At 69.1% G+C, this 23,556-nt stretch carries 20 protein-coding genes, 1 pseudogene and 1 riboswitch; of the genes and pseudogenes, 13 read left to right on the forward strand and 8 right to left on the reverse strand.

All coding sequences use genetic code 11. From position 1 onward, the window contains the following. Window positions 1-19 precede the first annotated feature (19 nt). Genes I1A62_RS34950 through I1A62_RS34965 form a run of 4 tightly spaced genes read left to right on the forward strand, consistent with a single transcriptional unit; the run spans window position 20 to window position 4,180 of the window. Complete coding sequence (locus I1A62_RS34950; protein ID WP_219456832.1) at window positions 20-1,363, forward strand: LLM class flavin-dependent oxidoreductase; 1,344 nt, start codon at window positions 20-22, stop codon at window positions 1,361-1,363. After that, complete coding sequence (locus I1A62_RS34955; protein ID WP_124392670.1) at window positions 1,360-2,580, forward strand: MFS transporter; 1,221 nt, start codon at window positions 1,360-1,362, stop codon at window positions 2,578-2,580. Before I1A62_RS34950 ends, I1A62_RS34955 begins: the two co-directional genes overlap by 4 nt. Before the next feature lie 13 nt (window positions 2,581-2,593). Next, entirely contained in the window at window positions 2,594-3,583 is a 990-nt protein-coding gene (locus tag I1A62_RS34960; RefSeq protein WP_124392671.1) for an LLM class F420-dependent oxidoreductase, read from the forward strand. Between the two features lie 33 nt (window positions 3,584-3,616). After that, a complete protein-coding gene (locus I1A62_RS34965; RefSeq protein WP_219456834.1) occupies window positions 3,617-4,180 on the forward strand; it encodes a GNAT family N-acetyltransferase in 564 nt (187 codons plus the stop codon). Between the two features lie 7 nt (window positions 4,181-4,187). Here the strand turns inward: I1A62_RS34965 and I1A62_RS34970 are convergent, their stop codons facing one another. Together I1A62_RS34970 and I1A62_RS34975 are read right to left on the reverse strand one after the other, a co-directional pair. Further along, window positions 4,188-4,856: a DUF3239 domain-containing protein gene (locus tag I1A62_RS34970; protein ID WP_124392673.1), complete on the reverse strand. Its 669-nt coding sequence runs from the start codon at window positions 4,854-4,856 to the stop codon at window positions 4,188-4,190. 37 nt (window positions 4,857-4,893) lie between these two features. Continuing rightward, on the reverse strand, window positions 4,894-6,573 hold the full coding sequence (locus tag I1A62_RS34975; protein WP_124392674.1) for a DNA repair helicase XPB: 1,680 nt from the start codon (window positions 6,571-6,573) through the stop codon (window positions 4,894-4,896). A gap of 172 nt (window positions 6,574-6,745) precedes the next feature. On the opposite strand from I1A62_RS34975, the gene I1A62_RS34980 reads away from it, so the two are divergent. The 7 genes from I1A62_RS34980 (at window position 6,746) to I1A62_RS35010 (ending at window position 16,920) form a co-directional block, all read left to right on the forward strand. After that, window positions 6,746-7,507: a hypothetical protein gene (locus I1A62_RS34980; RefSeq protein ID WP_124392675.1), complete on the forward strand. Its 762-nt coding sequence runs from the start codon at window positions 6,746-6,748 to the stop codon at window positions 7,505-7,507. A 147-nt stretch (window positions 7,508-7,654) separates the two neighbouring features. After that, entirely contained in the window at window positions 7,655-8,866 is a 1,212-nt protein-coding gene (locus tag I1A62_RS34985; RefSeq protein ID WP_124392676.1) for an ROK family transcriptional regulator, read from the forward strand. A gap of 285 nt (window positions 8,867-9,151) precedes the next feature. Further along, entirely contained in the window at window positions 9,152-10,219 is a 1,068-nt protein-coding gene (locus I1A62_RS34990; protein WP_219456835.1) for a PhnD/SsuA/transferrin family substrate-binding protein, read from the forward strand. Then, the gene (locus I1A62_RS34995; RefSeq protein ID WP_124392678.1) at window positions 10,216-11,085 is read left to right on the forward strand and encodes an ABC transporter permease; all 870 of its coding nucleotides are present in this window, start codon (window positions 10,216-10,218) and stop codon (window positions 11,083-11,085) included. Before I1A62_RS34990 ends, I1A62_RS34995 begins: the two co-directional genes overlap by 4 nt. Next, a complete protein-coding gene (locus tag I1A62_RS35000) occupies window positions 11,061-11,795 on the forward strand; it encodes an ABC transporter ATP-binding protein (RefSeq protein ID WP_219456837.1) in 735 nt (244 codons plus the stop codon). The genes I1A62_RS34995 and I1A62_RS35000 overlap by 25 nt, the downstream gene beginning before the upstream one ends. Before the next feature lie 11 nt (window positions 11,796-11,806). Continuing rightward, a complete protein-coding gene (locus tag I1A62_RS35005; RefSeq protein WP_219456838.1) occupies window positions 11,807-13,168 on the forward strand; it encodes an LLM class flavin-dependent oxidoreductase in 1,362 nt (453 codons plus the stop codon). Then, the gene (locus tag I1A62_RS35010) at window positions 13,165-16,920 is read left to right on the forward strand and encodes an ABC transporter ATP-binding protein (protein ID WP_219456839.1); all 3,756 of its coding nucleotides are present in this window, start codon (window positions 13,165-13,167) and stop codon (window positions 16,918-16,920) included. Before I1A62_RS35005 ends, I1A62_RS35010 begins: the two co-directional genes overlap by 4 nt. 42 nt (window positions 16,921-16,962) lie before the next feature. Here the strand turns inward: I1A62_RS35010 and I1A62_RS35015 are convergent, their stop codons facing one another. Continuing rightward, window positions 16,963-17,946 (reverse strand): alpha/beta hydrolase family protein, encoded by a 984-nt coding sequence (locus I1A62_RS35015; protein ID WP_219456841.1) that lies wholly within the window; start codon window positions 17,944-17,946, stop codon window positions 16,963-16,965. Between the two features lie 147 nt (window positions 17,947-18,093). Further along, the gene (locus I1A62_RS35020; RefSeq protein WP_219456843.1) at window positions 18,094-20,412 is read right to left on the reverse strand and encodes a helicase-associated domain-containing protein; all 2,319 of its coding nucleotides are present in this window, start codon (window positions 20,410-20,412) and stop codon (window positions 18,094-18,096) included. 60 nt (window positions 20,413-20,472) lie between these two features. Here I1A62_RS35020 and I1A62_RS35025 point away from each other — a divergent pair, with 60 nt between their 5' ends. Further along, window positions 20,473-20,661: a hypothetical protein gene (locus I1A62_RS35025; RefSeq protein ID WP_015888783.1), complete on the forward strand. Its 189-nt coding sequence runs from the start codon at window positions 20,473-20,475 to the stop codon at window positions 20,659-20,661. Window positions 20,662-20,727: 66 nt separating this feature from the next. On the opposite strand, the pseudogene I1A62_RS46905 reads toward I1A62_RS35025, so the two are convergent. From I1A62_RS46905 to I1A62_RS35040, 3 genes and pseudogenes are all read right to left on the reverse strand, one after another. Further along, window positions 20,728-21,308: pseudogene (locus I1A62_RS46905) on the reverse strand (transglycosylase family protein). An 8-nt stretch (window positions 21,309-21,316) separates the two neighbouring features. Further along, window positions 21,317-21,530: riboswitch (cyclic di-AMP (ydaO/yuaA leader) on the reverse strand. A 234-nt stretch (window positions 21,531-21,764) separates the two neighbouring features. Next, entirely contained in the window at window positions 21,765-22,142 is a 378-nt protein-coding gene (locus tag I1A62_RS35035) for a YccF domain-containing protein (RefSeq protein ID WP_124392684.1), read from the reverse strand. Window positions 22,143-22,186: 44 nt separating this feature from the next. Then, on the reverse strand, window positions 22,187-22,426 hold the full coding sequence (locus I1A62_RS35040) for a hypothetical protein (RefSeq protein ID WP_124392685.1): 240 nt from the start codon (window positions 22,424-22,426) through the stop codon (window positions 22,187-22,189). A gap of 169 nt (window positions 22,427-22,595) precedes the next feature. Here I1A62_RS35040 and I1A62_RS35045 point away from each other — a divergent pair, with 169 nt between their 5' ends. After that, window positions 22,596-23,006, forward strand: a complete 411-nt coding sequence (locus I1A62_RS35045; protein ID WP_005255275.1) for a cold-shock protein — start codon at window positions 22,596-22,598, stop codon at window positions 23,004-23,006. A gap of 64 nt (window positions 23,007-23,070) precedes the next feature. Here the strand turns inward: I1A62_RS35045 and I1A62_RS35050 are convergent, their stop codons facing one another. Continuing rightward, a complete protein-coding gene (locus I1A62_RS35050; RefSeq protein ID WP_072944833.1) occupies window positions 23,071-23,556 on the reverse strand; it encodes a DUF2771 domain-containing protein in 486 nt (161 codons plus the stop codon).

Here is a 23,556-nt window from a genome sequence, read left to right on the forward strand (position 1 = left end):
ACCGGAAAAGAAAACCTACATGTCACAGGATTCCCAGTTCCACCTCAACGCGTTTCTCATGGGCGTGGGACATCACGAGGCGGCGTGGCGCCACCCCCGCACCGAGGCGCACCGCGTCCTGGACGTCGCGCACTTCCAGGAACTCGGCCGGATCGCGGAGCGCGGCAAGCTCGATTCGGTGTTCTTCGCCGACGGTCTCGCCGTCGGACCGCGGATCAAGCACAACACGCAGGCGATCTTCGAACCCGTCACGCTGCTCTCGGCGATCGCCGTCGCCACCGAACACGTCGGGCTGATCGCTACGGCCTCGACGAGCTACTCCGACCCGTACACCCTGGCCCGCAAGTTCACGTCGCTCGACCACATCAGCAGCGGCCGGGCCGGGTGGAACATCGTGACCTCGGCCGGCGCTGACGAGGCCGCCAACTTCGGCGTCGACGGCATCCCCGCGCACGGCGGACGATACGAGCGCGCAGAGGAATTCGTCGACGTCACCCTCGCCCTGTGGGACAGCTGGGAGGACGGCGCGGTGGTGCTGGACCCGGAGACCGGCGTGTTCGCCGACCCCGGCAAGGTCCACACCATCGACCACGACGGACCGCGGTTCCGGATCAAGGGCCCGCTCAACTCGCCGAGATCCGCTCAGGGGCGGCCGCTGCTGGTGCAGGCCGGATCGTCCGAGAGCGGCAAGGAGTTCGCGGCGCGGTACGCCGAGGCCGTGTTCACCGCGCAGCGCACCCTCGAGCAGGGGCAGGAGTTCTACCGCGACCTGAAGGCGCGCGTGGTGAAACACGGCCGCAATGCCGGCGACCTGAAGGTGCTGCCCGGCATCGTGCCGTTCATCGCCGACACCGAGGAGGAGGCGAAGGCGCTCGAGCAGTCGTTCACCGATCTGATCTCGCCCGAGTACTCGCTGCGGCAGCTGTCCACGATGCTCGGTGTCGATCTCACCAAGCATTCCCTCGACGCACCGTTGCCGCCGCTGCCCCCGCTCGACGAGATCCAGGGCAACAAGAGCCGGTACCAGCTGGTGAAGGATCTCGCGGCGGACGGATCTCTCACTGTCCGGCAGCTGATCGGGCTGCTCGGCGGCGGACGCGGACACCGCACGTTCGCAGGCACCCCGGAACAGGTGGCGGATGAACTGCAGACCTGGTTCGAGCAGGGCGCGGCCGACGGTTTCAACATCATGCCGCCGTACCTGCCCGGCGGACTCGACGACTTCGTCGACCGGGTCGTCCCGATCCTGCAGCAGCGCGGACTGTTCCGCACGGAGTACACGGCGACCACCCTGCGCGGTCACTACGGACTCGCGGACGTCGACAACCGGTTCGCGGGCGCGGTCGACGAAGCGAGCGCATGAGCGGCGGTCTGAAGCCTCTCGTCACCACCGTCTTCGTCCCCGCCGCGATCTTCGGCATCGGACAGGGCGCCGCAGCCCCGGTCATGGCACTGACGGCCCGCGAACTGGGTGCGTCGGTGGCCGTGTCCGGGCTGATCGTCGCGGTCGTCGGGCTCGGCGCCGTCCTCGGCGACCTGCCCGCGGGCCGGATCGTCGCGAGGTTCGGGGAGCGGCGGTCGATCATCGGCGGCAGTGCCGTCGGCGCCACCGGAGTGCTGGTCTGCCTCCTCGCGCAGACACCCTGGATGCTCGGTATCGGTGCACTGCTGACCGGGCTCGCGAACGCCGTGTGGGGGCTGGCCCGCCAGAGCTATCTGGCCGATGCCGTGCCGATCGGGCTGCGGGCCCGGGCGATGTCGTCGTTCGCGGCGATGTGGCGGCTCGGCTTCTTCGTCGGCCCGCTGCTCGGTGCCGCCGTGATCCTGGTGGTCGGCGCGCGGGGCGGGTTCATGGTGCAGTTCGTCGGCGTCGTGCTGTCCGGGTGGCTGATGTCGCGGGTCCCCGACCCGCCGCGCCGCGACCCGGCCACCGTACGAGGGCACGCGACGCTGCCGTCGATCCTGCGTCGCCACCGGAAACTGCTGGCCACACTCGGAGCCGGATCGCTCATGATGGGCGCGGCCCGCGCCTCCCGGGAGGCGGTGCTCCCACTGTGGGCTGCCCACCTCGGACTCGACGCCGCCCAGGTCAGCCTCGTGTTCGGTGTCGGCGCCGCCGTCGACCTGCTGTGCTCGTATCCGGCCGGACATTTCATGGACCGCTACGGCCGCAGGTTCATCGCGGTGCCGTCGCTGCTGGTGATCGGCGCGTCCTACCTGGCGTTGCCGTTCTCGCACGACCTGTGGTCGATCGGGATCGTCGCCGTCGTGATGGGAATCGGCAACGGCCTCGGCAACGGCGTCATCATGACCCTCGGCGCCGACATCGCCCCACCGGCCACCCGCGCCGAATTCCTCGCAGCGTGGCGGCTCACCCACGACACCGGCATGTTCGCCGGACCGTTCGGGGTCGGCGCGCTCGCCGCGGTGGTCCCGCTCGGCGCCGCCGTCGCCGCGATCGGGGGAGCGGCGCTGCTCGGCGCCGGACTCCTGTTCCGGTTCATCCCGGTCTATTCCCCCTGGCCACCGCTGCCCGCGGCGGAGCCGGATTCTTCACCGCTCGAAAAACAGGAAGCATAGGTACATTCGTTTCATGCGCTTCGGATTGTTCGTTCCTCAAGGTTGGCGTCTGGATCTCGTCGGAATCGATCCCGCGGATCAATGGTCGGTGATGCGCGACTTCGCGTTGCGCGCCGACCAGGGTTCGTCCTGGGATTCACTGTGGGTCTACGACCACTTCCACACCGTCCCGGCCCCGACCGAGGAGGCCACGCACGAGGCGTGGACCCTCATGTCCGCGTTCGCGGCCGTCACGTCGCGGGTGCGTCTCGGTCAGATGTGTACGGCGATGAGCTACCGCAACCCCGCCTACCTCGCCAAGGTCGCCGCCACCGCCGACCTCATCTCCGGCGGACGCATCGAGATGGGCATCGGCGGCGGCTGGTACGAGCACGAATGGCAGGCATACGGGTACGGATTCCCCTCCGCCGGTACGCGTCTCGGCCGCCTCGACGAAGGCGTGCAGATCATGCGCCAGGCCTGGACCAACGGCACCGCGACCCTCGAAGGCAAGCACTACCAGGTCGACGGCGCCATCGTCCGCCCACTTCCGCTGCAGGACGGCGGCATTCCGCTGTGGATCGCCGGTGGCGGCGAGAAGGTGACGCTGAAGATCGCGGCAAAGTACGCGCAATACACCAACTTCGACGGCACACCCGACGGATTCGCCCAGAAGTCCGAGATCCTACGGAAGCACTGCGACACCGTCGGCACCGACTTCGACGCCATCACCCGCTCGGCCAACTACAACGTCGCGATCGGCACCACCGAGGCGGAGGTCGAGCAGCGGTTGCTCACCCTGAAGGACCGGCTCACCCCCCACGTCGGCGCCGACGCTGCCGAGGGCGCGCTCGGGGCCTTCCGGGGCATGCCCGGCGTGGGAACACCGGAACAGATCGTCGAGAAACTGTCGGCGCTCAAGGAACTCGGCATGTCCTACGGCATCTTCTACTTCCCCGAAGCCGCCTACGACACCTCGGGCATCGAACTGTTCGAGAAGGAGGTCCTGCCCGCGCTGCGGTGAGTAGGTCGGTTCCCCGGGCATAGAGTGGCGGGCATGTTCGTCGTCACCCTCGCCGCCGACACCGTGTGGCTGAGCCCGCCGGTCGTCACCGACATCGACGCGATCTGCGCCGCGTGCGGCGAGGCGTCGATCGCCGAGTGGACGACGATGCCCGCCCCGTACGCACGCTCGGACGCCGAGCAGTTCGTGCGGCAGACGGTGCCCACCGGCTGGGCCGACCGCAGCCCCACCTGGGCGCTGCGCGATCGTGAGAACGGCCCGGTGCTGGGGATGATCGGCCTGATGGCGCGGGATATGACCGCAGCGGAGATCGGGTACTGGCTGTCGCCGTCCGCGCGCTCGCGGGGGCTGATGACGACCGCGGTGAACCTGGTGTGCGATTTCGCGTTTCGGCCGGACGGGATGGCGCTCGAACGCATCGAATGGCGTGCGTTCGTCGGCAACCGGGACTCGGCGGCAGTCGCCCGACGGGTGGGCTTCCGGTTCGAGGGCATCCAGCGCGCCGGACTGGTGCAGCGCGGCATCCGGCGCGATTCGTGGGCGGCCGCCCTGCTGGCCGGCGACCCGCGGCAACCGGCCGAGGGCTGGCCCGGCTAGCGACCGGTCAGCGCAAGCCCTCCGGAAGGTCGTGCTCGGACACCGCGACCCGCTGGTCGGGGCTGGTGCGGATGTGCTCCGACTCGGCGATCCGGCTCTGCAGGAAATCCCACTCGACCTGATCGATGGCGACCTCCGCGCGGGACCGCACGGCCGCGTCGCGGGTGCCCCACGCGATCGGCATCGGGCTGACCATCTCCCAGGTGTCGGACAGGCTGTGGGTGCTGCGGTCGTTCAGCAGGGCGACGGACGGCACCCGGTCACCCACCCGCTGCTTCTGGCCGGTACGGATCGGAACGTTGCGGGTGACGAGCGCGTACGACGGGTGGCCCGCGGACGGCTTCGCGACGTCGATAAGCGACAGCAGGGTCACCGCGCGGGGATGGACCTCCGAGACGACGGCAGGCACCAGCGGACTCTTCGCGTACAGGTCCTCGATGCTGCCGACCTTCTTCGGCACCCAGAACGCCACCCACACGGACGTCAGCGCGGCAATCGCCACGACGGCACCCAGGATGATCGACCAGGGGTGGGCGAGCAGGATCAGGCCGACAGCGGCGGCCGCGAACAGCAGCGCCACCACGATCGCCGACACCTGCAGGCGTCGCATGTCGGCGAACGTCTGGTTGACGGACTTCGCGTAGGGCCGGTCGACGGTGAACTCGAAATGTCGCACGGCCCCAGCTTAGAGCGCCCGCTCCGGCGGCAGGCGGCTACCCGATGGCCGGGCCCAGCAGGTCGTCGGCGTCGGTGATCCGGTACGCGTATCCCTGCTCGGCGAGGAAGCGCTGCCGGTGGGCGGCGTACTCGGCGTCTAGCGTGTCCCGCGCCACCACCGAGTAGAAGTGGGCCTGGCCGCCGTCGTGCTTGGGTCGCAGCAGTCGGCCCAGCCGCTGAGCCTCCTCCTGGCGGGACCCGAACGTGCCCGAAACCTGCACGGCGACAGACGCTTCCGGAAGGTCGATCGAGAAGTTCGCGACCTTGCTGACCACCAGCGTCTGGATTTCGCCCGCCCGGAAACGGTCGAACAGTTCCTCCCGCTCCTTGTTCTTGGTCGACCCCTTGATGACCGGGGCGTTCAACGCCTCACCGAGTTCGTCGAGCTGGTCGAGGTACGCGCCGATGATCAACGTCGGTGCGTCGGTGTGCCGTTCCAGGATCGACTTCACCACCGCGATCTTGGTGTGCGCGGTGGAACACAGCTTGTACCGCTCGTCCGGTTCGGCGACGGCGTACGCCATGCGTTCGGCGTCCGTCAGCGTCACCCGCACCTCGACGCAGTCGGCGGGAGCGATCCACCCCTGAGCCTCGATGTCCTTCCACGGCGCGTCGTACCGCTTCGGCCCGATCAGCGAGAACACGTCGCCCTCGCGGCCGTCCTCGCGCACCAGGGTGGCGGTGAGTCCGAGGCGACGGCGGGACTGCAGGTCGGCGGTCATGCGGAACACCGGGGCGGGCAGCAGGTGCACCTCGTCGTAGATCACGAGACCCCAGTCGCGGGAATCGAACAGTTCGAGATGCTTGTACTCGCCCTTCGTGCGCCGGGTGATTACCTGATACGTCGCGATCGTGACCGGGCGGATCTCCTTGCGCTCGCCGGAGTACTCGCCGATCTCCTCCTCGGTCAGCGACGTGCGCGCGATCAGCTCGCGCTTCCACTGCCGTCCCGCGACCGTGTTCGTCACCAGGATCAGCGTGGTGGCCTTCGCCTTGGCCATCGCCGCCGCACCGACCATCGTCTTGCCCGCACCACAGGGGAGGACGACGACGCCGGACCCGCCGGCCCAGAACGAGTCGGCGGCCATCTCCTGGTAGTCGCGCAGGTGCCACTGGCCGTCCGCCGACCCCGGGGACGTGCCCTCGAAGTCCAGGTCGATGGCGTGCGCCTCGCCGTCGACGTACCCGGCGAGGTCCTCCGCCGGCCAGCCGACCTTGAGCAGCAACTGCTTGAGACGGCCGCGCTCGCTCGGGTGCACCACCACCGTGTCGTCGTCGACGCGGGCACCGAGCATCGGGGCGATCTTCTTGTGCCGGGTCACCTCGGTGAGGACCGCGCGGTCGAGGCTGACCAGCGTCAGACCGTGGGCGGGGTTCTTCACCAACTGCAGGCGCCCGTACCGGGCCATCGTGTCGACGATGTCGACCAGCAGCGGCTGCGGCACCGCGTACCGGGAGAAGTTGACGAGCGCATCGACCACCTGCTCGGCGTCGTGCCCGGCGGCGCGCGCGTTCCACAGCGCCAGGGGGGTGATGCGGTACGTGTGGACGTGTTCGGGCGCGCGCTCGAGTTCCGCGAACGGGGCGATCGCCTGGCGGGCGTCGTTCGCGCGTTCGTGATCGACCTCCAACAGCAGGGTCTTGTCGGATTGGACGATCAACGGTCCGTCGGTCACGGAAGCCTCCTCGAAAATGCGGTGCCGGATGTAGCCAGCCTGTCCATTGTCCTGATCCGGGCGGCGGCGCGCCACGTCGCGGCCCGGGCAGGGCCGATACGTGCACATCCGGGGCGGTCGGAGCCTAAATTGAGGGGCAGCCGGATGGATCGACCCAGAGACGAGGCTCGCGATGACCCAGCCCCCCGACGACCCGAACCGCCCCGATCCGAGCGTCCCCGGCGAACCGCCGAACAACCCGCAGCAACCGTACCCGCAGGGTGGGCCGCAGCAGCCCTACCAGCAGGGTCAGTACCCGCAGCAGCCGTACCAGCAGGGGCAGTACGCCCAGCAACCCGGTCAGTATCCGCCGGGCCAGTACGGGCAGCAGCCCGGCCAGTACCCGACCGGTCAGTACCCACCGCAGCCGAAGAAGTCGCGGAAAGGGTTGTTCATCACTCTCGGCGTCCTCGCCGTGGTGATCCTCGCCGCCGTCGCCGCGTTCGGCGTGTACGCGGTGAAGAGCGCCGACGAGAACGCCCTCGACGTCGGCGACTGCCTGTTCTTCGAGTCCGCGTCGACCACCGCCGCCGACACCTCGCACGAGAAGCGGGACTGCTCCGACAGCGAGGCCACGTACGAGGTGGCGCAGAAGAACGACGGCGACGTCCAGTGCGGGGAGGACTACTTCTCCTACACCCTCGTCGGCGAGGACAAGGACGTGCAGACCACGCTGTGCCTAGTCCCGAACATGATCGAGGACTCCTGCTACCTGCTCGAGGACGACGGCCGGATCGTGCCGTCCGACTGCTCCGACATGCAGACCGTCAAGGTCGTCAGACGCGCCGACGGCCAGGACGACGAGACCCTCTGCAACGAGTTCGACACCGCATTCCCCATCGCCTTCTCCGAACCCCAGCGCACGTACTGTATCGAGGTCAATCTGGGTGGCTGACGCCCCGTGAGTACTTGTTGACCGCCGGCGGTTGAGAAGTACTCACGGGGAGTTAAATTCACGGGAATCGAGTCCGTTGAACTGCACGTTCCCCTTCGCTAGCGTTCGAGGTCAGGCCACATCACTGCGCGCGGCGAAGGGGGACCGATGGCGCGAACCCAGCCCGGCACCCGGCGCGGCGCCGGACGTTCCGGCGCCAGCGCGGGCACGGTGCTGCGTACGGTCCTCGACAGCGGGCCGATCGCGCGCAGCACCATCGCCCGCGTCACCGGGCTCTCGCCCGCGACGGTGACCACGGCCAGCGCGCAGCTCGTCGACCACGGACTGCTGCGGGAACTGCCGGAGATCGCGGGTCCCACCGGGCTGGGACGCCCCCACGTGCCGGTGGACGTCGACGACAGCCGGTACGTCGTCTACGGCATCCATCTGGCGATCACGCACGTGACCACCGCGTTGCTCGACCTGCGCGGGCAGGTGCTGGCGCGGTCCCGGGATCCGCACTACGGGCTGGGACCGGCCGAGATCCTGCGGAACGCCGTGACGACCCTGGAGGCGCTGGCCGTCCGGCACGGGGAGCCGTCGGTTCCGATCGGTGTCGGTTTCGCGGCGGGCGGCTGGATCGACTCGGAATCGGGTGTGGTGCGCGAGCATCCGATCCCGGGCTGGAACGGGTACCCGGTCCGCGCGGATCTCGAGCAGCGCACGGGCCTGGACGTCCGGATGGATTCGCACGCGCGCGCTCTCATCGACGCGGAGGTGCTGTTCGGGGAACCGAGGGCGCGCGAGAGTGTGGTGCAACTCTTCGTCGGGAACGTGGTGGACGCCGCGTTCGCGACCGGCGGCGTGGTCCACCACGGTCCTCGCGCGGCGGCGGGCGCGGTGGCGCACGTGCCCGTCGAGAACAGTGTCGAGGAGTGCACCTGCGGGCGCACCGGGTGTGTGCAGGCCACCCTGTCGGATCGGGTGCTGGTGCGCAGGGCGATGGAACTGGGCATCATCGAGCGGCCGATCTTCCGCGACCTACTCGACGCCGGCCGTCGCCGGCACTCGGAGGCGCTGACCCTGTTCACGGAACGGGCGCACGGCGTCGGGGTGGTGGCGGCGCGTCTGCTGGATCTGTTCAATCCGGAGGTCCTCATCGTCTGCGACCAGAGTGTGAGCGGGATTCCCGGTTGCCTCGACACCGTCCGGCGGGCGGTCGCGGAGTCGTCGGCGACGTGCGACGATCCGTCGTGGTCCGTGTTGTCCACCAGTTTTCCGGGACGGGCGCTGCCGGTGTCCGCCGGTTCCGTGATCCTCGCGGAGCTCTACCGGGCGCCGCTCACCAGCTTCGTGCGGCCAATGGCCGGAATTTCGTGACGTGTATCACAGGGCCGGAGTTAATTCGGTGGGAAGCAATGTTGACGGGGATTGCGCTGGATCGCAAGGATATTGGTGTGAACATCACCACGGCGGACAGCGTGCGTACCACCTCGTGTCGCTCCGGGTCCTGTTGTCGCCGCACGCGACCGGGTCGCATCTGACGTCTCCGGCCTGACGTTTGCCGAAACATCGTTCCGTTCTTCCTTTCTCGCTCCTGCGTGGCACCCGACCTTCTGCGTCCGGGGTGCCCGACCGGAGACCACATCCTTCGAAGGATCACTCATGTCCAGTTCACTCGTGTCTTCCGCCGGGTACCGGCGCCTCACGCGCGCTGCCTTCGCCGGCGTCGTGGCGCTCGGGCTCGCGTCCTGCTCCTCCGGTTCCTCCGGCGGGCTCGCACTCGATGATGCTGTGCCCGATCAGGTTCCGGAAGGAACCTCGCTCAGTGTGTCGATCAAGACCACCCGGCTGCAGCTCGAGGCGACCGGCAAGATCGCCGATCTCCCGTTCACCGTGTCGGACTGGCCGGACGTCAGCGCCGGTCCCGACGTGATCCAGGCCTTCCGCGGCAACGCGGTCGATCTGGCCACCAACGCCGCGATCCCGCCGATCCAGGCGCACGCCACGGGGCTCGACGCGAAGATCGTCGCGGTCCGGGAGAAGGAACAGCCGCAGTACGTGCTGGCCACCGCCCCCGGCTCGGACATCGCGGCACTGCCGGACCTGCGGGGCAAGAAGATCGCATTCTCGCCCGGGCAGGCGCAGGGCGTGGTGATCCTGCGAACGCTGAAGGCACAGGGCCTGACCACGAACGACGTCCAGCTCGTCGAGCTGCCCAGCCCGCAGTTCCTCACCGCGCTGCAGTCGAAGCAGGTGGACGTCGCGCCGCTGTCGGAGCCGACGGTGACGAAGTACCTGAACCAGTACGGACCGGACGGAGCGAAGGCGTTGCAGACCGACGCGGTGGACGCGCTCACCGTGCTCTGGGCGCCGGTGGAGGTCCTGCAGGATCCGGCCAAGGCGGCGGCGATCAAGGCGTTCATTCCGTTCTGGGCGCGCGGGGAGATCTGGGCGTGGGAGAACCAGGACGCGTGGATCCAGAAGTACTACGTGGAGAGCGAACAGGTGTCGGCCGAGGACGGCAAGCGCATCGTCGCCTCCGTCGGGCAGCGACCGTCGTACCCGGCCAACTGGGACGCGGCTGTCGAGTGGACGCAGGACACCGTCCAATTGCTTTCCGACGCCGGCTACTTCAGTGAGTTCGACGCCAACGAGCTGTTCGACCGCCGATTCGAAACCGTCGCCGCAGACGCCGTGCCGGCCGAGTACCGAGGCGGTGTGCAGCGATGACCAGTATTCTCTCCGCGCCCGCAGCCGTGCCGGCGCGCACGACCGCCGCCGGTGCCGACAGGTCCGGGTCCGGTGCCGCCGAGCGGCCGATCCGGCGACTGGGCCTGCGCAAGGGTTTCCCGTTCTCCCGGCTGGCCGGGGTGCTGCTCCTCCTCGCGGTGTGGGCGGCGGGAAGCCTGGCGGGCCTCATCGACCCGCGAAAGCTGTCCGCGCCGTGGACTGTGGTCACCACGGCTGTCGACCTGATCTCCACCGGCATCCTGCAGGAGCACATCGCCGCGTCGTTGAGTCGCGCCGCCGTCGGGTTCGCGTTCGGTGTGGTGATCGGGACGACCCTGGCCGTCGTCGCTGGTCTGACGCGTTCCGGTGACGCCCTGATCGACGGACCGATCCAGCTCAAACGGGCCATCCCGACGCTCGGCCTGATCCCGCTGCTGATCCTCTGGCTCGGCATCGGCGAGACGTTCAAGATCGTGATCATCGCGCTCGGCGTCGTCGTCCACATGTACATCCAGACCCACAACTCGCTGACGTCGATCGACAACCGGTACGTCGAACTCGCCGAGGTCCTCGGGCTGTCCCGGGCCACGTTCATCCGCAAGGTGGTGCTGCCGGGTGCGATGCCGGGATTCTTTCTCGGACTGCGTCTCTCGGTGACCGGTGCCTGGCTCACTCTCATCGTCGTCGAGGGCATCAACGCGGTGACCGGTCTGGGGAAGATGATGTACAACGCCCAGAACTACGGACAGTCCGACGTGATTCTCGTGGGGCTCGCCGTCTACGGCATCTTCGGTCTGCTGTCCGACGCCGTCCTCCGCTACATCGAAAGGCGGTCGCTGTCATGGCGCAAGACACTCGCCGGTTAGAACCCGCCGCCGTGCAGGTGCGGTCCCTCGTCCGCGGATTCGGCGACAAGACCGTCCTCGACCACCTGGACCTCGACATTCCCGAAGGCCAGTTCGTGGCCCTGCTCGGCAAGAGCGGGTCCGGCAAGAGCACACTGCTTCGCGCGCTCGCGGGCCTCGACTACGACGTCGAGGGCCGCGGCGGAACGCTCACCGTGCCCGCGGAAGTGTCGGTGGCGTTCCAGGACTCACGGCTGCTGCCGTGGCTGCGGGTGCTGGACAACGTGACGCTCGGGCTGGGCCGCACCGGCACGAGCCCGGGCGCCTCCGCCCTCGCGGAGGTGGGGCTCGCCGGCCGCGAGAAGGCCTGGCCCAGTGAATTGTCCGGCGGCGAACAACAGCGGGTGGCGCTGGCGCGGGCGCTGGTCCGCGAGCCGCAGCTGTTCCTCGCCGACGAGCCGTTCGGCGCCCTCGACGCGCTGACCCGGATCAAGATGCACGCGCTGCTGCAGGAGTTGATCCGCCGCCACCGCCCGACCGTCCTGCTCGTCACCCACGACGTCGACGAGGCGATCGCGCTCGCCGACCGGGTGCTCGTCCTCGACCGCGGGCAGATCGTCGTCGACGAGATCGTCGACATTCCGAGGCCGAGAGCGCTCGGCGACAGCAAGTTCCACGAGTTTCGCAATACGCTGCTCGGCGCCCTCGGCGTCGAGGTAGCGGCACAGTGAGGAGTTACACCATGAGTTCGTCACCCCAGCGCCGGCTGCATCTCAACGCATTCCTGATGGCGATCGGACACCACGAGGCGGCCTGGCGCCTGCCCGAGAGTGACCCGAACGCCAACCTCGACATCAAGCACTACATCTCGCTGGCGCAGACCGCCGAACGCGGAAAGTTCGACTCGGTGTTCCTCGCCGACAGCCCGGTGCTGTTCAGCAACCCGGAACGCAGGCCGAGCGGCAAGCTGGAGCCGACCATCATCCTCACCGCGATCTCCGCGGCCACCGAGAAGATCGGCCTGATCGCGACCGCGTCGACCAGTTACAACGAGCCGTACAACCTGGCGCGGCGGTTCGCGTCCCTCGACTTCGTCAGCGGCGGCCGCGCCGGCTGGAACATCGTCACCACGGCCGGCGCCGACGCAGCGCAGAACTTCGGGCTCGACGACACCCCCGCCCACCGCAGCCGGTACGAGCGGGCCGCGGAGTTCGTGGACGTCTCCACCAAGTTGTGGGACAGCTGGGAGGACGACGCCATCGTCGCGGACAAGGACGTCGCGATCCACGCCGACTCCGACAAGGTCCACGTCATCGAACACGAGGGCCGGTTCTTCAAGGTGCGGGGACCGCTCAACGTGCCGCGGTCGCCGCAGGGATACCCGCTGCTCGTGCAGGCGGGATCGTCGGAGGACGGAAAGGATTTCGCCGCCCGCTACTCGGAGGCCATCTTCACCGCCCAGCCCACCCTGGACGAAGGGAAGGCGTTCTACGCCGACGTCAAGGACCGCGTCGCCGCAGTGGGCCGGGACCCGGAGCAGGTGCTGATCCTGCCCGGCATCGTGCCGGTCATCGCGGACACCGAAGAGGAGGCCCTCGAACTCGAGGCCGAGCTGGAGCGGCTGATCTCGCCGGAATACGCCCGGAAGCAGTTGGCGCAGCGGTTCAATCTCGAACCCGAGCAACTCCCGCTCGACGAGGAACTGCCCGACGACCTGCCGTCCGAGGACGAGATCGAGGGCGCGAAGAGCCGGTACACGCTGATCGTGGACCTCGCCCGCCGGGAGAAGCTCACCGTCAGGCAACTGATCGGGCGACTCGGTGGCGGTCGCGGGCACCGCACGTTCGCGGGCACCCCGGTCCAGGTGGCCGACACGATCGAGCACTGGTTCCGCAACGGCGCCGCGGACGGGTTCAACATCATGCCCGCCGTCCTGCCGTCCGGGCTGGAGAAGTTCGTCGACTCCGTGGTCCCGATCCTGCAGGAACGCGGACTGTTCCGCACCGACTACACCGAGACCACGCTGCGTGGGCACTACGGCCTGCCGCGGCCCGCGAATCAGTTTGCGGTCGAGAAGGATTCCACGTTGGTGTCTGCGCAGTGACGACGGGAGCTCCGGAGAACACCGGCTGGCTGCGGTACCTGTTCGGTTACTGTCTGCGCCAGCGCCGCAATCTCGTTCTCGCGTACGGGGCGGCGGCGGTGGCGGCCGCGGCCACCGCCACCATCCCGCTGGCCGTCCGGCACGTGATCGACAACGCCGCGGTCGACGCGAATCATGCACTGGCCCCGTGGATCGCGGTGCTCGTCGCCCTCGCGGCGATCCGCTTCGCCGCCGCCTACACGCGGCGGTACCGGTCCGGGCAGCTGTCCCTCGGCGTCCAGTACGACCTGCGGGGCGACGCCTTCCGATCACTGCTGCGGCTGGACGGCGTCAAACAGGACGGGCTGCAGACGGGGCAGGTGGTGAGCCGGTCGATCTCGGACATCACGCTGATCCAGATGCTCCTGCAGCTACTGCCGCACATGGCGGGGAACCTGCTGATGTTCGCGATCTCGCTGGGCGTGATGGCCGTGCTGTCGCCGATCCTCACCCTGGTCGCCCTCGCCGTGCTGCCCGCGCTGTGGTTCATCTCCCTGCGCAGCCGCGTCGACCTGTTCCCCGCCAACTGGCATGCGCAGGAACAGGCGGCCGTCGTGGCAGGCGGGGTGGAAGCCGCCGTCACCGGGGTGCGCGTCGTCAAGGGATTCGGCCAGGAGGACCGCGAACTCGAAGACCTCGAGAAGCGGGCGGGTGAGCTCTTCCGGTCCCGGCTGCGCGTCGCGCGGCTGACCAGTCGGTACAACCCTGCGCTGCAGGCGGTCCCGATGCTCGGCCAGGCCTTGGTGCTCGCCCTCGGCGGGTGGCTGGCGCTGCACGGCGCACTGTCGCTGGGCACGTTCGTCGCGTTCACCACGTACCTGGCGGCGTTCGCGTCGCCCGTCCGTCAACTCGCCACCCTGCTGACCGTGAGCCAGCAGGGGCGTGCGAGCGTCGAACGCGTCCGCGAGGTGATCGACAACGCGCCGGCCGTCACCACCGCGCCCGACGCCGTGGAACTGCCGGACGGGCCGCTCGCGGTGGAATTCGACGACGTCGCCTTCGGCTACGACCCGTCGAACCGACTGCTCGACGGACTGTCGCTGCGAATCGCACCCGGCGAGACCGTGGCGGTGGTCGGTGCCGCCGGTTCGGGCAAATCGACTTTGGCCATGCTCGTTCCGCGGCTGTACGACGTCGACGCGGGTGCGGTCACCGTCGGGGGGATCGACACCCGCAGGCTGTCGCTCGACTCGCTGCGCTCCGCGCTCGGCGTCGTCTTCGAGGACAGCTACCTGATGTCCGCGACCATTCGCGCGAACGTCTCGTACGGCAGGCCGGACGTCGACGAGGCAACGGTGCGGGAGGCACTGCGCGTGGTGCAGGCGGAGGAATTCGTCGACACGCTGCCGGACGGCCTCGAGACCGTCGTGGGGGAGCAGGGGGTGACGTTGTCGGGTGGTCAGCGGCAGCGCATCGCCCTCGCCCGGGCACTGGTCACCGATCCGCGGATCCTGGTGCTCGACGACGCGACCTCTGCGGTCGACGCCCGGGTCGAGGCCGCCGTCCATCACGAACTGCGCGTCGCCACCCGGGAGCGGACCACATTGATCATCGCGCACCGCCGGTCGACGCTCGCCCTGGCCGACCGCATCGCCGTGCTGGCGGACGGCCGCATCGTCGACGTGGGGACGAGCGCCGAACTCGACGAACGCTGCCCGCTGTTCCGTGCGCTGCTGTCGAGTGCGGACGACGTCGCCGCCCCGGACCCGTCGCCGCCGCTGCCGGACGTCGACGGCGTCACCGCCGAGCTGTGGCGCCGGGAGGACGGTGACGAGGCGTCCGGGGTGTTCGACGCCAGGGCCGCAGCGGCTTTCGCGACCGCGGCGGCCGGTGCCAGCGGACCCTCGCGCGGCGGCGCGGCAGGGGGAATCCTGTCGTCGGCACCACCCGGACCCGACGTGATGGCCCGACTCGACGACCTGCCACCGCTCACCGGAGACCCGGACGTCGCCGCCGACGAGGCCCGGGCCGCCGACCCCGCGTTCGGGCTCGGCTCACTGCTGCGGCCCCTCCTGCTGCCGCTGGTCGCGGGACTGGTGCTGGTCGGATTGGACGCCGTCGCGCAGATCGCGGTGCCGGTCCTGGTCCGTACCGGCGTGGATCGGGGAGTGCTGCAGGGCGCCCGCGACCTGCTGCTGCTCGCGGCGGCCGCGACCGTGGTCGTGGTGCTGCTGGACTGGGCCGTCAACGTCGCGCAGACCCGGGTGACCGGACGTACCGGCGAGCGGCTCCTGTACACGTTGCGGGTCAAGACGTTCGCGCAACTGCAGCGGCTCGGACTGCAGTACTACGAGCGGGAACTCGCCGGCCGGATCATGACCCGCATGACCACCGACGTCGACAGCCTGTCCAACTTCCTGCAGACGGGTCTGGCCACCGCGGTCGTCAGCGGGCTGACCATCTCCGGTGTGCTGGTGGCACTGCTGGTGATCGACGCGGAACTGGCCCTCGTGCTGGTTCTCGTGGTGCCCGTCCTCGTCGCGGCCACCGTCGTGTTCCGCCGGAAGTCGGTGCCCGCCTACGCCGAGGCCCGCGACCGCGTCGGAATCGTCAACGCCTACCTGCAGGAGAACGTGACGAACATCCGCGTCACACAGGCGTTTCGGCGCGAGGATTACAACGCGGCCCAGTTCGCCCGGCGGGCCTGGGACTTCCGGGAGTCGCGGCTCCGGGCCCAGCGGTACATGGCGCTGTACTTCCCGTTCGTCGAATTCCTGTCCGTGGTGGCGACCGGTCTGGTGCTCGCGGCGGGGACCGCGCGGATCCATACCGGGACCCTCACCGTCGGCACACTGATCGCGTTCGTGCTGTACGTCGAACTGTTCTTCGCTCCGGTGCAACAACTTTCGCAGGTGTTCGACGGCTACCAGCAGGCGGTCATCGGGCTGGGACGGCTGAGGGGACTGATGCGGACGCCGACCACCACACCGCAGGCCGGCGATCCGATCGTCCTCGACCGTATCCGCGGCGGCATCGTGTTCGACGACGTCCACTTCGCGTACGGATCCGGCAAGGGTGAGGCGCTGCGAGGGGTGGAGCTTCACATCGAACTGGGCGAGACGGTCGCCCTCGTCGGCCAGACCGGCGCGGGAAAGTCGACGGTGCTCAAGTTGCTCGCCCGCTTCTACGACCCCACCGCAGGGGCGGTGCGCGTCGACGGCATCGACACCCGCACCCTGGACCTCGCGTCGTTCCGGCAGCGACTCGGCGTGGTCCCGCAGGAACCGCACCTGTTCGGCGCCACCGTCCGCGACGCCGTCGCCTACGGACGCCCGGACGCGACGGACGCCGAGGTCGAGGCCGCCAGCAGGGCCGTCGGCGCCCACGACATGGTGTCCGGGCTGGCCTTCGGATACCTGCAACCGATCGGGGAACACGGGCGCAACCTGTCGGCCGGACAGCGCCAGTTGCTGGCACTGGCCCGCGCCGAACTGGTGGACCCCGACATCCTGCTGCTCGACGAGGCCACCGCCTCACTGGACCTGGCCACCGAGGACCGGGTCCGCCGCGCGACCGAGAACCTGTCCCGGCGGCGCACCACCGTCGTCGTGGCGCACCGGCTGAGCACCGCCGCGCGAGCCGACCGGGTGGTGGTCCTCGACGGCGGCCGGGTCGCGGAAGTCGGAACGCACGACGAGCTGCTGGACCGGGGCGGCGTCTACCGGGAACTCTGGGAGGCCTATGCGGCTTCGCCACCCGTGAGTACTTGTTAACCGCGGGACGTTAATAAGTACTCACGGGGCCGAAGGCCATGGTCAGGCGCCGATCGACGCCTTCATCATCGGCAGCATCGCCCACAGCTGGTCCTGCCAGTAGCCCCAGCTGTGGGTTCCCGTCGCCGGGAAGTCGTAGTGCGCGCCGATGCCGAGGGTGTCGAGCCGCACCTGGAACGCACGGTTCTGGGCCAGCGCGATGGCCTCCAGACCCATGCCGGTGCCGACGTTGAACACGTCGATCGCGGACTGAGGCTGATCGTGCGGGCCGGGGAGGCCTGCGCCCGCCGAAATCCACATCGGAAGTCCTCGCATCAGAGGGGCGGCGACGAACGGATCGTTACGAAGCCACGCCGGATCCCACGGCGGGCCCCACATGCAGTCGGCGTTGTAGCCACCGGAGTCGAGCATCGCGATGCGGATCGCCTCACGCATGCCCGGCGCCGACAGGTTCAGATACCCCGACATCGACCCGGCGAACGTGAACTGGTCGCGGTGGTAGGCGGCGAGGATCAACGCCGCGTTGCCTCCCATCGACAGTCCGGCGATGGCGTTGCTGGTGCGGCTGATGCCGTAATTGTTCGCCAGGAAGTCGGGCAGGTTCTGGGTGAGGAACGACTCCCACTTGTACGTGTACGGCTGGTTGTTGGTGTTGCTGGGCGCGTACCAGTCCGTGTAGAAACTGGACTGCCCGCCGACCGGTTCGACCACGGTGATCCCGTGGTCGGACAGCCACGCGGCGTTGGTCTCGTGCTCCCACCCGCTGACGTCGTTGGTCGCGCGGAGTCCGTCGAGGAGGTAGACGGCCTTGTTGCTGCCGTTGTTCGCGAGCCACATGCGGATCTTGATCTGCCCGACCCCGCCGGGCGCGTCGACCCAGTGTTCACGCAGACGGCTGTACGGGTCCGCGGACGCCGTCCCGCCGCCGACGAGGACGAACGCGAGGGGCAGAACCACCACCGCAATCATCAGCCGGACGACGCCTCGTAACCAACCGTGTAACGGCTTCGTTGCTGCGACACCCATGGTTCTGCCTCCTGGTAAGTCGTCCCCGGCCAGGTACATACCAGCAACACGGTATTGCGCGGCCCGGAATTCCTCGGCGTTTGCGCAGAATCGTTATCCGACCTGTGAGCACTTGTTAACGTCCCGCGGTTAACAAGTACTCACGGGTCAGTCGACGCGGGCCACCGACGTGATGCGGTGCAGGGTGAACCGGCGGACCGCGCCGCTCGCCGGGTCGAAGGCGTCGAGCTGGCCGCCGCCGACGCTGACGGGATCGACGATGCGGTGCGTCGCCACACCCTGCGCGTCGACGTAACCGATCGTCACGCTGGAGCGTTCGCGGGCCGCGGCGTTGAGCAGGGCGATGGTCGCGGCACTGCTGGCCCGCGACCCGTCGGACCGGATGCTGCCGGACCCTCGGGTGGAGGCGGCCAGGTCACCGGCGCGCAGGGTCCGGACGACCGCGTCGAGCTGGGCGTCCGTGGCGACGGCCGGGGTGCGGCTCGCGGGGGCCTTGCGCCGGGTCAGGACGCGGGCGCCGCGCGGGCGCAGGTCGACGAGGGCGCCGGACGAGTCCTCGCCTGCCGGCGCGAAACCGGCCGCCCGCAGTTCGCCGAGCACTTCCCGCAGCGGTGCCTGCGACACCGCCACCGTCGGCGCCAGCGCGCGCAGGGCCAGGGACGCCGCTACCGGTGACGCCAGGACCTCCGCGAGCAGCGTGGGGTCTTCGCAGCGGACGAACGACGCCGCGACACCGGCCCGGAGCCGGCCGTGCCGCCGCGCGACGTCGTCGATCAGATACGACAGCGACTGCGGGACCGGTGTGCGCGACCGGGTCGCGAAGAGGCTGTGCAGTTCCGCCGCCGTCATCCCGACGTCGAGGGCGCGCCGGATGCTGTCCTCGCTGATCCGGTACATGGACGCCGCACCGGCGGACTCGATGTCCGCGACGAGGGTGACCTGCTCCAGCAGTTCCGGGGTCAGCGGTCCCGGGGCGACGACGGTGAGGTCGGCCTGGACGAGGACGTGGTCGACGGGTTCGGGCAGCGACGCGTGCATCTCGGCCTCGGCGTCGCCGCCGTGGAGCAGCGCACGTCCGGGCGAACTGAGCGCGCCGCGGGCGACGAGTCCGAGTGTCGCGGCCTCCTCGAGGGTGCGTTCCACCGCGTGGACGCGCAGCCGGGCACCCCAGCGGGGCCGGCGCCACGCCAGCAGGCGACTGACCTCGGCGGGGTCTGCGGAGTGCCCGCTGCCCAGTTCCGCCAGCAACCCCAGGATCGCCTGCCGGTCCCGCGGCGCGGACGGCGCGCGCACTTCCTCGGACAGCGCGGCGACCGGTTTGTCGTTGGCGTCGCGCATGCCGATGAACCACGCCATGCGCGGCAGTTCCAGCCACGCCGCGGCCAGCGCGTGCCACCGCCGGGCGACCGGGGAGGTGAGCCAGTTGTCGACCACGGTGGTCGGGGCCCAGTAGTTCTCTCCGGTGTCGGACGTCGGGGCCGGGTCCGGCGTGCCGCTCGCGATCAGTCCCGCGGCCGCCAGCAGTTCGACGAGCAGGCTCAGCCGGTTCTCGTCGATGCCGGACGTCTTGGCGATCCGCCGCAGTTCCCGGACCCCGAGACCACCCGCCCGCAGAGCCGGTGCAGGTATCTCGCCGAGCGCCTTGACGACGTCCTCGCAGTGGCGGACCAATTCGATGGCCTCACCCGCGGCGGCCGCATTGATGTCGGCCGGTTTGTGTTTGCGGCCCGTCACGGTGGGCGCGGCCAGCGAGGTGGGGTCGAAGACGGCCTCGCCGCGCAGCACCTGCCGCACCTGGAACGGCAATTCGACGGTCTCGTCGTCGATCCACCGCAGCAGCCCGGCGGCGAGGAGCCGCTGGACAGGACGGTCGGGTGGGGTCCCGGGGGCCGCGTCCCGGGTGCGTCCGATCGAACTCGACTTCGCCAGCGTCTCGAGGATGTCCCGCTCGGCGGTCTGCAGCCCGGCCAGCGCCGCCGTGATGCCGGCCTCGTCGAGCGTCTCGACGGGTTCGGCGCTCCGCCCGACGCGCCACGGGATGGTGGCCACGACGGCGGGAACGATCCGCAGCGTCGTCTTGTCGCCCCAGACGATCCCGACGGACCGCAGGCCGTCCAGGGTGGCGTCGACGGTCTTCTTCGTCGCCCGCGACCGCACCGCCTCCTGCAGGGTGGCCCGGGGCACGGGCACCTCGTCGGCACGCCCCAGCGCCAGGAGTTCGAGGACACCGAAGTCCAGGGACGTCAGGTTGTCGGCCGCACGGGCGACCGACGCCCGTTGCTCGGCACGACCGGCGAGGACGACGATCGTGGCCGGCGGCGGGACCGCGAGATCGGGGCGCCTGCGCAGCAGATCCGTCAGTTCGGCGTCGCTGCGCGCGGCCAGCCAGTCCGCGAGCGTCGCGGCGCCGCGGGGGGAGACTGCGGTGCCGTTGGTGCTCGCGGTGGTGTCGTCGGTGTCGGTCATCGACTATCAGATTAGAGACCTGGGCTGTACGTCGCCGAATGCTCCTGTCAAAATGGCACCGTGGCTAACAATTCGAAGAAGCAGTATGTGGATCCAGGGTGGCCCGAAACCGCCGATGGAGATCACGCCGTGACCGAACTGTCGTCGACCCGTGCGGGCGGATTGTCCCCGTTCGGCGAGGACACCGAGTTCCCGTTGCCGGCGGAGTCGTTGCCGTACGCGCACCCGCACACGGTGATCAACCGCTGACCACGCGACAGAAGAGGGGCCCTGCACCGGATCGGTGCAGGGCCCCTCTTCTGTGAATTGCGGGGATTACTGCGCGAGCAGTCCCTTGTTCGCGTCGATGAGCTGCAGGATCTGGGGATCGATCGCGATGCCCTGGGCCTTGACGGCCTCGATCGCGCTGTCGACGACGCCCGCGTACTGCGAGGTGCCGTTGGTGCTGGGGACGCCGCCCGTGAGGTCGGGAGTGCCGGCGCCGCGGGGGCCTCGGGCACGGTGGCGGGGGCGGTGCGCTGGGTGGGTGCGCTGCTCAGGCCGAGGCTCGAGGAGCAGGACGGCCATGCGCCCCAGCCCTGGGAGTCGAGGACCTTCTCGGCGACGACGATCTGCTGTTCACGCGAGGCCTGGTTGGCGGTGGCTGCGTACTGGGTTCCACCGTGTGCGTTCCAGGTGCTCGGGGAGAACTGGAGTCCGCCCTGGAAGCCGTTTCCGGTGTTGATGCCCCAGTTGCCGCCGGACTCGCACTGCGCGAGGCGGTCCCAGTCGGAGTCGGGTGCCGCGTTCGCGGTGCCCGAGAAGGCTGCTCCGGCGACGCCCATGATGGCGCCGGTGACGGCGACCTTGGCGACGGTGCGGCCGGTGGTGGTGGGCTTGCGATGGCGTCCGCTCATGATGGTAGAGATCCTCTCCACACGCGCCTGCGAGGTCAGCTGTCGGGTTCGGGCTGAGAGGTCGCCCGGCCTCGCCTCTCCTGGCTGGAGAGGGTCTGGCTTCACCCCAAGATCCGACTGTGCGAGGCACATTCGGACCGGTGTCCGTCTGGGAACTTGCGTTCCCTGGAGGACTTTGGGTCCCCCGTCCTCGTCCCTGGAATGCTTCGTCGGGACTCCGGTACCCGCGGGACGAGGTTTGGCGCGGCGGGCCGGACGTGGTCGATGTTTCATCGGCCGGTGACGACGGTAACGGGCCGAGGCCGCAGTGTCACCATTTGATAACGCGGTGTGTCTTCGCCTGTTGCGGGGCCTCATTGGGCACGCCGGGACTCTTCCCAGCTAGTAGCGACGGGACGCGCGTATCGCCGTCCCGTTGCCCTTCCGTTATCGGGCCGTTATGTGAGTAAGCTCACATCACCGCGGTGCGTCGACGATGTCTTTGCCGAGGGGCATCAGCGAGATGGGAATCATCTTGATGTTCGCGACGGCGAGGGGAATCCCGATGATCGTGATCGCCATGGCGACGGCCGTGACGACGTGCCCGATCGCGAGCCACAGACCTGCGATGATGAACCAGATGACGTTGCCGATCACGGAGGCGACCCCGGCCGTCGGCTTGTCGATCACGGTCTTCCCGAACGGCCACAGCGCGTAGACGCCGACGCGGAACGACGCGATGCCGAACGGGATCGTGATGATCAGGATGCAGCACAGGATTCCGGCGACGAAGTACCCCAGCGCCAGCCACAGACCGCCGAAGATCAGCCAGATGATGTTGAGCAGAATTCTCATGATCGTCCCCTCGGTGGTTGGGAATGCCCCGGTGGTCGGGTGTGTCAGCGCGAGCGTCTGCCCTGCCTCAGTGCCGCGACGATTCCGAGGAGGAACCCGATCGGGCAGGCGAGGGCGATGAGGTAGAGAACGAGACCCGGTTCGGAATCGGAGACCACCGGGGTCAGGAAGATCGCCACGATCGCGACGAAGCCGATCGCGAAGAGGGCGAGCGCGACCCGCAGGAGTCCGTCGCCCCTCCGGGGTGTCTGAGGAGTGCTCGAAGGAGTCGATTCGTGGGCCACACCAGCAACGATAGTGCCTGGAAACCCGAATGCCGGAGGGGGTCTGTGCAAGGTAGACTGTGGGCACTGCGCGTCCCGCACCAGAGGTGGGGCGCGCTGTTTTGCATACCAAGTGCAACAAATACCAAGTGCAACCAACTGCACTCCAAGTGATGAGCGGGTGAACGCGGTGCCGACCGGCAAGGTGAAGTGGTACGACGTCGAAAAGGGCTTCGGCTTTCTGTCGCAGGAGGAGGGGGAGGACGTCTATGTGCGTTCGTCCGCTCTTCCCGAGGGCGTCGAGGGCCTCAAGGCCGGTCAGCGTGTGGAGTTCGGCATGGCCGCCGGTCGACGCGGACCCCAGGCGCTGAGCCTGAAGGTGCTCGACCCTGCGCCGTCGCTGCGTCAGAACGCCGCGCGCAAGGAGCCGTCCGCCAAGAAGCACACGCCGGACGAACTGCACGGCATGGTCGAGGACATGATCACGCTGCTCGAGGCGAAGGTCCAGCCGGACCTGCGCAAGGGCAAGTACCCCGACCGCAAGACCGCCCAGCGCATCTCCGAGGTGGTCCGCGCCGTCGCACGCGAACTCGACAGCTGATTTCTCCGACGAGAAGGGCCCCGCGCTGTGACAGCGCGGGGCCCTTTTTCGTGAGCGTGTCGTTCTAGGCGGTCTTGATCGACCAGGCGGCCCGGGCCTGCGTGAGCCCCTGCTCGTCGACGACGGCGGACGGCAGCTGGATCTCGACGCCGGCCAGTTGCAGGTCTTCCGAGGACGGCACGGTCACGGCGCGGGTCTCACCGGCGCGGTGCGCCTGTTCCTGGACGAGGAGCTGGCCCGAAGGATCCTGGTACACGATGAGCATGCGCCACGGCGCGTCGACGATCTCCTGCGGCAACGACAGCTGCAGCGACGAGCCGGGGGGTACGTCGAGTTCGGCGATGTCGCCGGTCTGGCAGTCCTCGAGATACAGGTTGCAGTAGCCGAGCGGGGCGACCTGCTCGGCCCGGTCGTGCGCGAAGGCCGTGATCTCGGGCAGGCGGGGCGAGGAGTTGCGGACCAGTGTGTAGACGACTCCGACGAAGGCCACCAGGACCACTATCAGGCCCACTGCGATCAGTGCCAGGATCTTCTTGGTTCGCGCCTGCAT

It is taken from the genome of Rhodococcus sp. USK10 (genome assembly GCF_019378875.1).
Taxonomy (GTDB): Bacteria; Actinomycetota; Actinomycetes; order Mycobacteriales; family Mycobacteriaceae; genus Rhodococcus_F; species Rhodococcus_F pseudokoreensis.

Coding starts and splice junctions, on each gene's coding strand:
- I1A62_RS35050 (WP_072944833.1), bottom strand. CDS start 23,556: ATGCAGGCGCGAACCAAGAAGATCCTGGCACTGATCGCAGTGGGCCTG.
- I1A62_RS34950 (WP_219456832.1), top strand. CDS start 20: ATGTCACAGGATTCCCAGTTCCACCTCAACGCGTTTCTCATGGGCGTG.
- I1A62_RS34995 (WP_124392678.1), top strand. CDS start 10,216: ATGACCAGTATTCTCTCCGCGCCCGCAGCCGTGCCGGCGCGCACGACC.
- I1A62_RS34980 (WP_124392675.1), top strand. CDS start 6,746: ATGACCCAGCCCCCCGACGACCCGAACCGCCCCGATCCGAGCGTCCCC.
- I1A62_RS35020 (WP_219456843.1), bottom strand. CDS start 20,412: ATGACCGACACCGACGACACCACCGCGAGCACCAACGGCACCGCAGTC.
- I1A62_RS34955 (WP_124392670.1), top strand. CDS start 1,360: ATGAGCGGCGGTCTGAAGCCTCTCGTCACCACCGTCTTCGTCCCCGCC.
- I1A62_RS35000 (WP_219456837.1), top strand. CDS start 11,061: ATGGCGCAAGACACTCGCCGGTTAGAACCCGCCGCCGTGCAGGTGCGG.
- I1A62_RS35035 (WP_124392684.1), bottom strand. CDS start 22,142: ATGAGAATTCTGCTCAACATCATCTGGCTGATCTTCGGCGGTCTGTGG.
- I1A62_RS34990 (WP_219456835.1), top strand. CDS start 9,152: ATGTCCAGTTCACTCGTGTCTTCCGCCGGGTACCGGCGCCTCACGCGC.
- I1A62_RS35005 (WP_219456838.1), top strand. CDS start 11,807: ATGAGTTCGTCACCCCAGCGCCGGCTGCATCTCAACGCATTCCTGATG.
- I1A62_RS35015 (WP_219456841.1), bottom strand. CDS start 17,946: ATGGGTGTCGCAGCAACGAAGCCGTTACACGGTTGGTTACGAGGCGTC.
- I1A62_RS34985 (WP_124392676.1), top strand. CDS start 7,655: ATGGCGCGAACCCAGCCCGGCACCCGGCGCGGCGCCGGACGTTCCGGC.
- I1A62_RS34960 (WP_124392671.1), top strand. CDS start 2,594: ATGCGCTTCGGATTGTTCGTTCCTCAAGGTTGGCGTCTGGATCTCGTC.
- I1A62_RS34965 (WP_219456834.1), top strand. CDS start 3,617: ATGTTCGTCGTCACCCTCGCCGCCGACACCGTGTGGCTGAGCCCGCCG.